The sequence below is a fragment of the Massilia mucilaginosa genome (genome assembly GCF_011682145.1).
Taxonomy (GTDB): Bacteria; Pseudomonadota; Gammaproteobacteria; order Burkholderiales; family Burkholderiaceae_D; genus Telluria_A; species Telluria_A mucilaginosa.
Genome location: NZ_WHJH01000002.1, coordinates 192,140 through 205,506, shown reverse-complemented (window position 1 = coordinate 205,506; position 13,367 = coordinate 192,140). Strand labels below are relative to the sequence as shown.

The 13,367-nt window shown below is 66.2% G+C and carries 11 protein-coding genes; 4 read left to right on the top strand and 7 right to left on the bottom strand.

The features are described 5' to 3' along the window. Window positions 1-54 precede the first annotated feature (54 nt). From F2P45_RS03415 to ggt, 4 genes are all read left to right on the top strand, one after another. Window positions 55-543, top strand: coding sequence for a PEP-CTERM sorting domain-containing protein (locus tag F2P45_RS03415; protein ID WP_166870549.1), 489 nt, complete (start codon window positions 55-57; stop codon window positions 541-543). A 172-nt stretch (window positions 544-715) separates the two neighbouring features. Beyond that, window positions 716-1,447 (top strand): PEP-CTERM sorting domain-containing protein, encoded by a 732-nt coding sequence (locus F2P45_RS03410; RefSeq protein ID WP_166870547.1) that lies wholly within the window; start codon window positions 716-718, stop codon window positions 1,445-1,447. A 135-nt stretch (window positions 1,448-1,582) separates the two neighbouring features. After that, on the top strand, window positions 1,583-2,008 hold the full coding sequence (locus F2P45_RS03405; RefSeq protein WP_166870545.1) for a hypothetical protein: 426 nt from the start codon (window positions 1,583-1,585) through the stop codon (window positions 2,006-2,008). A gap of 6 nt (window positions 2,009-2,014) precedes the next feature. Next, window positions 2,015-3,763 carry a gamma-glutamyltransferase gene (gene ggt, locus F2P45_RS03400; RefSeq protein ID WP_166870543.1) on the top strand — a complete coding sequence of 583 codons (1,749 nt, stop codon included), beginning with the start codon at window positions 2,015-2,017 and terminating at the stop codon, window positions 3,761-3,763. On the opposite strand, the gene F2P45_RS03395 is transcribed toward ggt, so the two are convergent. The 7 genes from F2P45_RS03395 to F2P45_RS03365 form a co-directional block, all read right to left on the bottom strand. Beyond that, a complete protein-coding gene (locus F2P45_RS03395) occupies window positions 3,760-4,473 on the bottom strand; it encodes an ABC transporter ATP-binding protein (protein WP_166870541.1) in 714 nt (237 codons plus the stop codon). The two genes, ggt and F2P45_RS03395, sit on opposite strands and share 4 nt — an antisense overlap. Continuing rightward, window positions 4,470-4,868 carry a GntR family transcriptional regulator gene (locus tag F2P45_RS03390; RefSeq protein ID WP_187367133.1) on the bottom strand — a complete coding sequence of 133 codons (399 nt, stop codon included), beginning with the start codon at window positions 4,866-4,868 and terminating at the stop codon, window positions 4,470-4,472. The genes F2P45_RS03395 and F2P45_RS03390 overlap by 4 nt, the downstream gene beginning before the upstream one ends. 282 nt (window positions 4,869-5,150) lie before the next feature. After that, window positions 5,151-5,684, bottom strand: a complete 534-nt coding sequence (locus F2P45_RS03385; protein ID WP_166870539.1) for a PEP-CTERM sorting domain-containing protein — start codon at window positions 5,682-5,684, stop codon at window positions 5,151-5,153. Window positions 5,685-5,981: 297 nt separating this feature from the next. Continuing rightward, window positions 5,982-11,135 (bottom strand): RecQ family ATP-dependent DNA helicase, encoded by a 5,154-nt coding sequence (locus tag F2P45_RS03380; protein WP_166870537.1) that lies wholly within the window; start codon window positions 11,133-11,135, stop codon window positions 5,982-5,984. Window positions 11,136-11,323: 188 nt separating this feature from the next. After that, the gene (locus F2P45_RS03375) at window positions 11,324-11,905 is read right to left on the bottom strand and encodes a TerD family protein (RefSeq protein ID WP_166870535.1); all 582 of its coding nucleotides are present in this window, start codon (window positions 11,903-11,905) and stop codon (window positions 11,324-11,326) included. Between the two features lie 17 nt (window positions 11,906-11,922). Beyond that, window positions 11,923-12,618 (bottom strand): TIGR00266 family protein, encoded by a 696-nt coding sequence (locus tag F2P45_RS03370; protein ID WP_166870533.1) that lies wholly within the window; start codon window positions 12,616-12,618, stop codon window positions 11,923-11,925. A gap of 65 nt (window positions 12,619-12,683) precedes the next feature. Next, entirely contained in the window at window positions 12,684-13,259 is a 576-nt protein-coding gene (locus F2P45_RS03365) for a TerD family protein (RefSeq protein ID WP_166870531.1), read from the bottom strand. Window positions 13,260-13,367 lie beyond the last annotated feature (108 nt).

The following is a 13,367-nucleotide window of genomic DNA, read 5'->3' as shown; positions in this document are numbered from 1 at the left end:
CCCGAGCGCCGTCACAGCCTTTTTCACAGCTAAACATGAATAGGTAGTCTGCAAATGAAATACTTAACATGGACACGACATCTGGCCGCCCTGCTGCTGGCGCCCGGCCTGGCCGGCGCCGCTCCGGCCCTGATCGAGTCCCCTGCCCTGAATAATGTGACCAAACGCTACGCCAGCCATGGCGGCATCGAACTGGCCGACGCGCGCGCCAGCCGCGGCCTGGCCGATGTCACCCGCGCCATGCACCTGCGCCCCGGCGACGTGCTGGGCGAAAACGAACACGATCTCGCCACTGCGCTGAGCGTGGTTGCCAACAGCAATCTTGGCTCCTGGAGCGCGCCCACCCTGCGCCAGGCCTACCCGGACGTGCGCAGCTTCGACAAGCAGCCGCGCAGCGCCTTCGACACGGCCGGCACGCGCGCCAGCGTGGCCTCGCAATCGGTGCCGGAACCGGAAACCTACATCATGCTCGGCGTCGGCGTGGCCGTCATCGTGCTCACGCGCGGCACCCGCAAGCGCCTGCAGGACAGTCTCGACGCCTGAGCGCGAAGCCGCCATCCGGGCCGCCGCGATTGCCGCCGGCGGCCGCCTGTTGCTCCCAATATCTTTCTTACAATGTTGTGCTATCACGTACAAGAAGCCCTCGATTATGATGGCAACTTGAAAACGCCGTGGGGCGTTCATCGATGTGAAGACTTGAAAAGGAATGGGACCAATGAACTTGTTTACATTGCAGATGGGTGCAGTCGCGCTGGCTTTCGCGTCCGCAAGCGCAGTCGCGGCACCGACCGTCATCGAAGCTAAAACCTTCACTTTCAGCAACCCTGATTCGAACGTGGCCGATGTGCTGGTCTCCGATACCGGCGGCGCGGCCACCATCCGCTTCAGCGATTTTGCCGACAGCATGGCCGTCATGAGCAGCGATGCCGACGGCAACGGCTACTCGGGCGACGTGAGCTTCGCCGCGCGCTCGGGCTACCTGATCACCGGCTATTCCTTCTCGGCCACCTTCGTCGGCACGCTCGACGCCGCCGTGCCGCCGGGCGGCCTGGCCGGTGCCGGCAGCGCCAGCAACCGCGGTTCGGTCAGCCTGTTCGCCAGCGGCGACAACACCTGGAGCGGCAACAGCAACCGCCAGGTGAATCTGCTCAATGGAAACGACGCCTTCGTGTTCAGCTCCGGCAACACGATGCTCAAGGAAATGACCATGTCCCTGAACGGCAGCATGACCGTGTTCGCCATGCCGGCCACCTGGACCACGCCCGATGGCGTGCTGCGCAGCCAGGATTCGTTTGCCGGCCTGACCCTGCTGAACCCGACCCTGACGGTCTACACCAGCGCCGTGCCGGAACCGGAAACCTACGCCATGCTGGCGCTCGGCCTGGCCGTGATCGGCCTGACCCGGCGCACCCGCCGCCGCCTGCAAGACGGCGCGGCATCGGTGTAATTTCCCGAGCCCCCCGGCTGGCCTGGCGTTTACCCATCGCAAGGCCAGCGCGCGCCGGCTCGTCAATTGCGCGGCCACACAGTGGCGAAATTGATATGATCTATGATCGGCTTTCCCACTACTGAGGAGCCCATCATGAACAAGCTGCTATTCGCGATCGCCGCCGCCTGTGTGTTTACCGGCTGCACCGCCGCGCCAACGAAGGAACCGCCGATGCAACACAAGCGCAACCAGACCGTGGCCTTGTTGCCGCAAACCAGCACGACCTTGGCGCCGGACACCGTCCTGCGTTTCGAGCGGGTCGACGACAGCCGCTGCCCGCCCGACGTGGTGTGCATCACGGCCGGCAAGATCGTCTACCACTTCACCCTGATCTTTCCCGTTGGCGTAGAGCCATTCACCCTGGAACCGGCCGAGCCGACCTACATCTCGGTGCAGCGGCCGGACCTGGTGATCGCCCTGGCCACCACCCCGCCGCCACCGCGCCCGACCAATGCGCCGCCGGCCCCGCCGTCCGCGGTGCGCCTGACCATCAGCCAACCTGCCACCGAAAGCCCATAACGCCCTATGCGCCACGCCGCCCGCCGCTTCGCCCTCGCCTGCACCATCGTCCTGATCATTCCCGCAGGCCATGCCGGGACCCCGGTGGCCAGCGGTACCGGCGGCGCGGTCGCCACCATCAGCGAACAGGCCTCGCAGTCGGCCATGGCAATCCTCGACAAGGGCGGCAATGCGGTCGACGCCGCCGTCGCGGCGGCCGCCACCCTCGGCGTGACCGATCCCTACAGCTGCGGCATCGGCGGCGGTGGCTTCATGATGATTTACCTGGCCAAGGACAAGCGCGTGATCACGGTCGAGCATCGCGAAACGGCGCCAGGCAAGGTCGGCCCCGCCGTCTTCCACGACAACGGCAAGGAGAGCGAGCTCGATACGACCATCGCCAGCGGCGCCTCGGTCGGCGTGCCCGGCACCGTGCGCGGCTGGCACGAAGCGCTGAGCCGCTACGGCACCATGTCGTTCAAGCAGGTGCTCGCGCCCGCCATCGGCGTCGCCACCAGGGGCTTTCCGGTGAGCGAAAACTTCCATCGCCTCAGCACCGAGAACCAGAAAAAATTCCAGCTGTTTGCCAGCAGCAGCGCCCTGTTCTTAAAAGACGGCAAGCCGCTGGCGCTCGGCACGGTGCTGAAAAATCCCGGCCTGGCCAAGGCTTACCGCGAACTTGCCGCGCAGGGCCCGAAAGCCTTTTACCAGGGACCGATCGCGCGCGCCATCGTCGACGCCGTGGCCAGGCCGCCGGTGGCGGCCGGGGTGCGCGTGCGTGCCGGGGCGATGACCATGGCCGACCTGGCCAACTACGAAGCGCGCATCCGCCAGCCGGTCAGGACCACCTACCGCGGCTACGAAATTGTCGGCATGCCCTTGCCGAGCAGCGGCGGGATTGCCATCGGCGAAGCGCTCAACCTGCTCGAAGGCTACAACCTCAAGGCGCTGCCGCGCGCCAGCGCCGAACATCTGTATATGGAAGCGAGCCGGCTGTCCTTCGCCGACCGCAATGCCTACCTGGCCGATCCCGAGTATGTCGACGCGCCGGTGGCGGGCCTGCTCAGCAAGGAATACGCGGCGCGCCGGCGCGCCCAGATGAACGCCGAGCGCGCCGGTCCCAAGGTGCTGGCGGGCGACCCGTACCCGTTCCAGAACGACCCCAGCGTGCCGCAGCGTCCGCAGGCGGCGCGCCTGCTGGCCGAGAATGCCCACACCACTCACCTGGCCGTGTCCGACAAGGAAGGCAATATCGTCGCCTACACCTTCACCATCGAATCGTGGGGCGGCAGCGGCATCGTGGTGCCCGGCTACGGCTTCCTGCTCAATAACGAAATGACCGATTTCGACTTCAGCGGCCCGCACCCCAACGTGCCGGAAGCGGGCAAGCGTCCGCGCAGCAGCATGGCGCCGACCATCGCGTTCAGGAACGGCAAGCCGGCGTTTACGGTCGGCAGCCCGGGCGGCGCCACCATCATCACCACCGTGCTGCAAACCATCGTCAACCACATCGACTTCGGCATGCCGATGGACAAGGCCATCAACGCCCCGCGCCTGAGCCAGCGCAACGATGCGGCCACCGGGATCGAACCGGGCTTTGCCGGCAGCGCGCAGGCGCTGGCCCTGGAAAAGCTGGGCTACAAATGGGCCGCCAAGCCGCAAGAAATCGGCGCGGCCAACGCCATCGTGTTCCATGCCGACGGCAGCGTGACGGCCGTGAGCGAAGGCAAACGCCACGGCGTCGGCAGCGCGCTGGTGCAGAAACGCGCGAACTAGGCAAGCAGGCGGCCGGCCGGAAAGGCCGCCGGCGCCTTCACCATGCGCACCCAGCAATGGCGCGCCCAGGCGGCGCCGGCCAGCAAGCTGACGGCGCCGAGCACGCACCAGGTGGCGTTGTCGAACCTGCCGCTCAGGGCGGCATACTGCAGTGCCGAGGCAGGCAGCAGCCAGGTCGCGCAAGCGGCCAGCACCAGCAGTGCCGAGGCAGGCAGCAGCCAGGTCGCGCAAGCGGCCAGCACCAGCAGTTCCGGGTCGTGCGCCAGCGCGCGGATGATCGACAGGCGCTGCTTTTCGCCACCCGACAGCTTGCTGATCGGCTTACCGCACATGAGCCCATCGAAGCCCCAGCGCGCCAGCAGCTGCGCGACGCGCTCGCCGTTCCAGCGCGGGTACAGTGCTTCGAAGTAGGCCAGCATCTGCCGAGCCGTCATCCACGCGAACAGATCGCTCGCCTGCGGCACGTAGCCGATGCGCGCGCGCGTGGCGGACGACAGGTCGCCGACGGCTTCGCCGAAGGCGGTGACCGTGCCGCCATCGCTCTCGCGCAGGCCGAGCAGGCATTCGAGCAGGGTCGACTTGCCGGCGCCGTTACGGCCCAGCAGGCCGATCACCTGGCCCGGCCGCACCTGCCAGTCGAGCGCGTTGAGGACCGGCTGGGCGCCGAAGTGCTTGGTCAGCGACGAGGCGTGCAGGATGGGAGCGCTCATGGGGTGTCTTTCATTATCTGGGTGAACAAGGCGAGGACGGTCTCGGGATCGAGTTCGAGCTGGCGCGCTTCGAGCGCGGCGCGTTCCAGGGTCGGGCGCAGCAACTGGGCGCGTTGCGCCAGGCTGTGGCCGGACGGCGGCGCTTCGGCCACCGTCATGCCAAGACCGCGCCGGCGCGTGAGCACGCCTTCGGTTTCGAGCAAACCCCAGGCTTTAGAGACCGTCATGGGATTGACCGCCAGGGCAAGCGCAACTTCGCGCACGGACGGCATGGCATCGCCGGGAGCGAGCTGGCCGCCGGCGATCAGGCGCCGTGCCTGGTCCGCCAGTTGGCGGTAGATCGGCTCGGATGACCCGGTGGCGATCGAGAACAGATGGGCTAAAGGGATCGTCATATCAATCTACTGTATTAATTGAGTAATACAGTATGCGGAGAAAACGGCCCGGTCAAGTGTTTCCGGCAATCTTCTTGTTTGGTGTCAGGTCTGACGGGGCGCTTCTGTCGCACGCGTGCAGCAGAAGGCGGGGCGAACCCACGGAAAGCCAGATCTGGCGGCGGGTTCGGATTTACCAGGGAGGGCGACGCTGCACCGCTAACGCGTTCGGCCAGCAGCGCACGGTCGCGTTACCCGGTTGCCGGATTGCGCCGGCAACTTCTTCAAGTGCGCCCGGATGGCTCAACCAGCCTTGCGGCGGCGTACGGCAGCGCCAATGGCCAACAGACCCGCGCCCAGCATCAGCCAGGTTTGCGGTTCGGGCACGGCGCTCACTTTCCAGGTGACGTTCGGGGTCCAGTCACCACCGCCGCTGTAAGGCGCGCCTTCACCATAGACGCCTCCGGAGTCGCGGAAACTGCCCCCCGTGCGTAAGGAGTAGGAATAATAGAACGGTCCAGTATAGTTTGAACGGGAAATGTCGAACTGCGGTGCACTGCCCGGTACCCACAAGAAGCTGTCGATTGTGCACTCGGCACAGTTCGTATATTCGTGGCCGAAATAGGAAAGCGACTGCAATTCGAATTTGTCGAACTTGCCGTCGGCGTTCAGGTCGTCCACCGTGAAAGTGCCCCTGAGCGTGGTGTCGCGGGGAAATCCATCAAGGCCGGGATAGGAGAAGCCGCCAGTGAAACTCCAGTCATAGGATTGCAGGGCCGCCTGGGCCGGGGAAAGAAACAGGAAGGCCGTTGCTGCGCACGCAAGATAACGAAACATTTTTAGTCCTTTAATGTTGCAAAAATATTCATTATAGCGACGATGCCACGGCACCCATGCATTTTTTGTGTCTTATTTTGTGTCATGTATTAACATTTCGTCACGGGCTGGACAGTGTCGATGCATGCTCAAGGCCTCACTGCAGAGGCCGTGTCCGTTTGTCAGACCTGGCACCGGCCCTGTCAGACCTGGCACCGGCCCTGGCACCGGCGGTAATCATGCGCGCAGTGCGCATTACAGCAGAGGCCGTGTCCGAATGTCAGACCTGACACCGGCGGTGGGTGGTGGGCGATGGGGTCAGATGTCGAAGACGAGTTCGGGTAGCACCACTTCCCATTGCTCGCAGCGGGACAGGCGGCGGTACTCGGTCTCGTCGTCGTCGGCCCGGCGTACAAGGATGGCCGCAACCCGGCCGGCACTCCAGCGCAGATGCCGCGGCGGTTTGAACGACCTTGCCAGCTGCCCCACCACTACGCCATCTGCTGTCACCAGTTCCCACTTGGTTTCACGTTCGCGCAACTGCAGCGGATCGTCGATGCGCAGCGCGGCGATGGCGCGGTGGACCGGGTCGCCCAACGCCATCCGGCCGACGAAGCCGATGTCGACATCCTGCAGCGTGATCTGGAGATAGCGGCGCCGCAGCGCGACCGGCGCAGCTGCCATCGCCACAGGCGCCCGGCGCAGCAGGCATGGGGCGTCGGCCAGTGCGTCGAGCAGGCTCGCCGGACGGTTGCGCGATGGCGCAAAGCGCGCCAGCGTCAGGGTCTGGCGCGCGCGCGTCATGGCCACGTAGTACAGGCGGCGCGGCGCATCGGCGTCGTCGTTTTCGCCCAGCGCAGTCCAGTGGCCATCGGCCACGGCGACGTGATCGAACTCCAGCCCCTTGGCGCGGTGCGCCGTCAGCAGCAGCAAACCGCCCTGGCGCCGGCGCGCCTCGCGGCCCCACTCGGCCAGCCACTCGATGAAGTGCGCCACCGGCAGTTCGGCGCCGCCCGTTTCAAGCGCGTATTCCTGCACCGCCTGGCGCAGCAGGGCAAGCCAGATGCCGGGCGGCTGGGTGTCGAGCCAGGCCTCGATGGCCGCAGTGTCGGCCAGCGCACCGGCGTCCTGGCGCAGCCAGCGCGCCAGCGCCTGGGTTTCGCGCAGGCGCCAGAACTGCGCGGTTTCCTCGTTGGCCAGCTGCACCGGGATGGCATTCATCATGCAGAAGGTACGCACCGGTTCCAGGGTTTTCCATTCGCGCGCGATGAGCGCCACGCCAGCCCAGTCCCAGCCGGGATCGAGCGCGGCGAGGCGCTGCAGTTCGGCCATGATGGCCAGCGCCTGGCTGGCGTCGTCCACGCCGGCGTCGATGATCTGCACGCGGCCGCGCGCGACGGCATCGCGCGCCTGCCATGCGCCGCCCGCGTCGAACTTGCTGCGGGCGCGGTCGATGCCGATCGGATTCGCGCTTTTCATGCGCGCCCCGGCCGGCGCGATGACCAGGTTGGCGCAATCGATGATGTGCCGCGTCGAGCGGTAGTTCTCGGTCAGGTAGGCCGGCCTGGCGCTGTAGTCTTGTTCGAAGCGGCGGATGAAGTCGACCGAAGCGCCGTTGAAGGCGTAGATGTTCTGGTCGTCGTCGCCGACCGCGAACAGGGACAGGCGCGCATCCTCGTCGGCGCTGTTGCGCCCCGCCAGCGCGGAAATGAGCGCGTACTGGTCGGGTCCGATGTCCTGGTATTCGTCCACCAGAATCGCCCGGAAGGCGCCCAGCAGGCGGTCGCGCTGCTCGTCCGCTTCCTGCGGCGCCAGGCCGGTTCCGTTCAACAGCGCCACTGCTTGCGGAATGACTAGCCTGAGCAGCTCGTCGTCGGCGCCGAGGCGTTTGCTCAAGCTGATGCCGGCCAGGCGCATCGCCAGCGCGTGGCAGGTCAGCACGATCACGCCCGCGGCGTCGCGCCCGATCAGGGCGGCCAGGCGGCGCCGGATTTCGACAGCGGCGTGGCGGTTGTAGGTCAATACCAGGATGGCGCGCGGATTTTCGCGCCGCACCCGCACCAGGTAAGCGATGCGGTGCACCAGCACGCGCGTCTTGCCCGAGCCGGGACCGGCCAGCGCCAGCACGTTGGTGCGATCACGGTCGTCGGCGACAATGCGCTGCTGGGCGCTGTTGCCCAGGCTGTCGACAAGCGCGCGCCACGAGGCCGGCGTGGTCTGGCGTTCCAGTTCCTTTTCGCGCGCGGGCAGCCATTCGGCCAGAAACTGCTTGCGCTCCATGCTGAAGTAATCCATCGCCAGTTTGAGCGCGTCGGCCATCTTTTGCAGGCCGCGCTGCACATATTCGGCCATGACGTGGATCTGCACCACCTGTTCGCCATAGTGCAGTTCGAGCGGCGCGTAGTCGGCCTTGTAGAAGCCGCGCCGCTCGGGCGCGAGGCGGATCGTCATCGCCGGGCGGAACACCGCCATGCCCTTGTTCAGGCGGATCACGCCCTGTTCATGCAGCCACAGCAGGCTGCGGTCGACCAGCCTGGGGCACGATTTGGCACGCCCCGCCAGTTCCAGGTCGCCTTCGATGGCGGCCAGCAGCCGGCCAAGCGTGGTGCTGGCCAGCTGGTCGTTGCCACGCGCACCGGGCGCCAGGCTGGCGAGCAGGTGCTCCAGCAGCGCGCCTGCGCCGTCGCGGCGCAGGGCGGCGGTGCCGGCGACCTGGTTCCAGTTGCGCTGCAACGTGACCTGCACGTTTTCGGGGTCGAGCTGGCGCACGCTGAAACTGCCCACGCCATCGTCGCCATGGCCGTCGTTGGCGATGCTGCGCACGATGCGCAGCAGCTGGTCGGGCAGGGCCCAGGCCAGGCCCGCGTCTTTCAGGCGCGAGCTGGCGTGGCGCAGGTGCAGCACTGACGAGCCGCCCTTGGCCAAATCGGGCGCGCCTTCGCGCATGGCCGCCAGCAGCGCTTCTTCAAGCGCGCAGCTTTGCTCGAACAGGCGCTTGGACGACATCTCGACCGCCACGTGCACAAAGGCGGTCAGCGCGGTGTCGTTGCTGGCGATCTTGTACTGCTCCAGCTCATACAGCGCGGCGCGCACCTTCTCGGCCGACAGGCCGGAGGCGTTCATCAAGTCGTCGGTGGAGATGCCCTGGTCGGGGTCGGCCCCGATCAGGGCCTCCACCAATGCCAGCAAGGCGCTGCGGTGCTCCTGGAACAAGGGGTAGGCGGCCAGCTTTTCGCGCGCCTGGTCGAGCGTGGCCACGCGCAGCGAGGATGGGAAGATCTGTACCTGGTTTTCTTCGCGCGTGAGGAGTCTGGCTTCTTCCAGCCAGGCGATGGCGGTGCGCACACGGGTGTCGTCGGTGGCGGAGTCGCGCGCAAAGTCGCCGTCGGCGTCTTCGGTCAGGATCTCGCCGGCGGTGGCGACGATGTCGGCGTCGCCGTGTTTTTTGCGCTCGAGCCGCTTGATCGCCTTGAGCACCACCTGGATATCCTGCTGCGACAGACGCGAACGGGCCGACATGGCGAACTGGCGCTCCACGTCTTCCACGGTGTAGAGCAGCACGCACTGGGCGGCGCCGCAATCGCGCCCGGCACGGCCGGCTTCCTGCAGGTAGTTTTCGAGCGAACCCGGAATATCGGCGTGGATCACCAGGCGCACGTCGGGCTTGTCGATGCCCATGCCGAAGGCGTTGGTGGCGACGATGACTTTGAGCTCGCCGCCGATGAAGGCTTGCTGGCGGTCTTTTTTGTCGCGCCCGCGCAGGCCCGCATGGAAGTGCGCGGCGCTCACCTCTTTCTGGCGCAGGAAGGCGGCGATTTCCTCGGTCTGCTTTTTGGTGGCGCAGTAGACGATGGCGCCGCCGGGCGCGTGCGCAGGCAGTTCGGCGTCGAGCAGCTGGTGAATGTGCGCGAATTTTTCGGCCTGGGTGGTGGGCACCACCGAGAACGACAGGTTGACGCGCCGCGCGCCGCCGTCGAGCACAGTCAGGTCGATGCCGACCTTGTCGCGGAAGTGGGCCAGCATGTCGGCCACCACGTCCGGCTTGGCGGTGGCGGTCAGGCACAGCACCGGGGCAATGGCCCCCTCCCCGGCCCGTTCGCGGATAAAGCGCCCGACGTAGCGGTAGTCGGGACGGAAGTCGTGGCCCCATTTCGAGATGCAGTGCGCTTCGTCGAGCACCCAGGCGCCGATCTCGCGCTGTTCCAGGACGCGCCGCACGCCCGGGCTGCGCAATTGCTCGGGCGAGACGATGACGATGCCGGCGTCGCCCAGGCGCACCCGGTCCAGCGCGGCGGCCCGTTCGGGAATCGAGAGCAGGCCGTTGATCGCCACCGCGCAGCCGATGCCGCGCGCTTCCAGGCCGGCCACCTGGTCGGCCATGAGCGCCACCAGCGGCGAAATGACGACCGTCAGCGCGCCGGTCTTGTCGTAGCGCGACAGCGCCGGAATCTGGTAGCACAGCGATTTTCCGGTGCCGGTCGGGAGGATGCCGAGCACGTGGCGTCCGCGCATGGCCGCGTCGACGATCGCTTCCTGCAGGGGGCGCCCGTTGGCGTCGCACGGTTCGGCGCGGAAGGCGTCGAAGCCGAACCAGCGTTTGAGTTCCGATAGCGGGTCGTGGCGCGCTCTGCACCAGGCGCAGCCCGGGTCGGCGCAGGCGGTATCGCGCAGGCGCCGCACCAGTTGCGCCGCCTGCGGGAACTGGTGGCGCACCCAGGGCGGCATGACCGAGCTGGCGCCGGCCACCGAGAGCCAGGCCAGCGCGTAGGCCAGCGCCCAGCCGAGGGCGGGCGCGTCGGCGGCGATGGCGCGTGCCTGGTTCAGGCAGGCCTGGCCGTCCAGGCGGCGCAGGATGGCGGCGATGGCATCGGCGTCAAGCGGGCGTGCCTGGCGGCGCACCATCATGAACAGGGAATTGAGACCGGACAGGGTGGCGGCGCTGGTGGCGAGCCAGTGCCAGGCCAGCAGCAGGTCGGGCGCGCTGTCGTGCGTCTCGCGCAGGGCGGCCAGCTGGTCGGCGAACACCTGGAGCGTCAGGCGGGCGTCGCGCTCGGGGTCGTTGAGGGCGCCGCGCTGGAGCTGGCCGTGCTTGTAGTGCTTGACCAGATGATGGTAGGGGTGGCGCGGAAAGGCGAGCGGGTTCAGGCGCAAGGTGTCGACCATCGGCAGCTGGAGCAGGCGCAGTTGCGGCGCGCAAGCGGCCAGGTGCGGTGCGTCGAATTCGATCAGGTTGTGGCCGAGCAGAAAGGCGACCGGGTCGGCGAAGTCGTCGAGCTGCGCCAGCGCGTGCTGCAAATTGCCTTTGGTGAAGACGAAGGCCGCGCCGGTATCGCCGCGCACGGCGGCGAACTGGTGGATCAGGCCGTCTTTCAGGCCCACTTCGAGATCGATCGAGAGGCAGCGCGGAGCGATGGCGGCAGCGGCCGCCGGCCGCTCCGGCTCGACGTGCGCGCCGGGCTTGTGAAGATTCATACAACGCTTTGCAATGAAGAGGGTCGCACCGCGGGGTATTCCTCGCTTGCTTTATGAGGCGAATTCTAGCAGCGGGCACTTCATCAAGGCACAAAAAAAGCGCCCCGCCCCAAAAAACCCGCATCGCATGACGAGGGGATGGGTGCAGGGCGCTGCTGGCGCGCCGGCCGGGCGGCCGGCGCAAACAATTACAGGTGCGGCGTGATCTTCGGCATCAGCTCGTCGAAGGTACGGCCGCTGCCGTTTTCGCCGATCGCGTGCATCTTCCACTCGCCGCCATGGCGGTACAGCTTGGCCATGATCTGGGCCGTGTGCTCGCCCTGCACCGACAGGTTGAAGCGCGCCACTTCCTTCTGGTCGGCACCGTTGATGATGCGGCAGTAGGCGTTTTCGACTTGCGCGAAATTCTGGCCCGTGAAGCTGTTCACGGTAAACACCAGCGACTTGACGCTGGCCGGCACCGCCGTCAGGTCGACCAGGATCTGCTCGTCGTCGCCGTCGCCGGCGCCGGTGCGGTTGTCGCCCGTGTGCACGATGCTGCCATCCTTGCTCTTGAGCTGGCGGAACCAGACCACATCGACCGGGCTGCCGCTCTCGTCGAACAACAGGCAGGATGCGTCCAGATCGACCGACTGGGTCTTGCCGCCAAAGCCGAACAGGCCCTTGGTCTTGATGGCATCCCACCCCAGACCCATGGTGATGCGGGTCAGGGTGCTGCCGGCTTCTTTATCCAGAGAAATTTTCTGGCCTTTTTGCAGATTGACTGACATGGTATGACTCCTTGGTGTTAGCGCGCGCCGCCTGCCGCCCAGGCTTGGAACGAGGCACGGTTGCGCGAACAAATATAGACTTTGCCATTGCCGGAGAAGCGTAGCACGATGCCCTCCCCGCTGGTCTGGCTGTTGATCAGATTGCCGAAAAAGCCGCCGCTGGTGCCGGTGGTGATGCTCGGCGCGTATTGCAGGCTGCTGTCCCAGGCGACCACGTGCGAATTGTCGATCGTGATGTCCTTGCCCTTCTCGACCATCAGCTCATGCATCGAGCCGAAACCGGACACGACCACCTGGCCATTGCCGCTGGTTTCGGTCACGAAAAAGCCGCCGCTGTCGGCGAACAGCGCATTGCCGAGACTTTGCGTGCGCACCTTGAGTTCGACCCTGGCGCTGGCGGCCACAAAGGCGCCGTCGCTGAGCAGGTACTGGCGCTGGCCGACGTCGATGATCTGCATCGCGCCCGGCAGGGTCGGCGAGAGCAGGCAATCGCCATCGCCGCGCACCGCTTCGATGTGCTGCTGGAAGAACGATTCGCCGTTGGCGAAGCGCCGCATCAGCGCGCTGCCGATGCCGCCCTGCATCTTGCCCTTGAGGTCAAGCGCCGACTCCATCATGACCATCGCACCCGACTCGCAGTAAATCGTGTCGCCGCGCGTCATCGAGACGTGCAGGAAAGGATCGATATCGCCTGTGACGGTAAAAACTGGCATGTTGACTCCTTGTTGGCGACCCGCGCCGCAGACGAATGTCGCTGCGCGGGCCGCCGCAAAAAAGGTTAAACGTTGACGCCGTAGCTCGTTGCCAGGGGGCCCAGGCCGCCCTGGAAGCCCTGGCCGATGGCGCGGAATTTCCAGTCGGCGCCAGCGCGGTAGACTTCACCGAAGATCATGGCCGCTTCCGTCGAGCCGTCTTCCGACAGGTCGTAGCGGGCGATTTCGGCGTTGCCGGCGGCGTTGACGCAACGGACGAACGCTTTCGATACCATACCGAAGTTCTGGCGGCGTGTCTCGGCATCGTGAATCGTCACGGCCAGCACGACCTTGTCGATATCGGCCGGCACGTTGGCCAAGTCGATGGTCACGCTTTCGTCGTCGCCATCGCCATCGCCGGTTTTGTTGTCGCCCGAGTGGGTGATCGAGCCGTCAGCCGATTTCAGGTTGTTGTAGAAAATGAAGTCGGCGTCGGAACGGACCTTGCCGCTGGCGTTCAGCAGGAACACAGCACCGTCCAGGTCGAATGCGCTGCCGTCGGTGGCGCGCGTGTCCCAGCCGAGGCCGACGATCATCTTGGTCAGGCCAGGTGCTTCTTTACTCAGGTTGACGTTACCGCCTTTTTGCAAGCTGATAGGCATACTTTATTCTCCAAAAGTTATTAAAACAATGAACACCGGGGAATGACGCGGCAAACTGGTGTTCGTCAGTTTGCCGCCGTTGTATTACGCAGGGCTTGGTAACGCGAG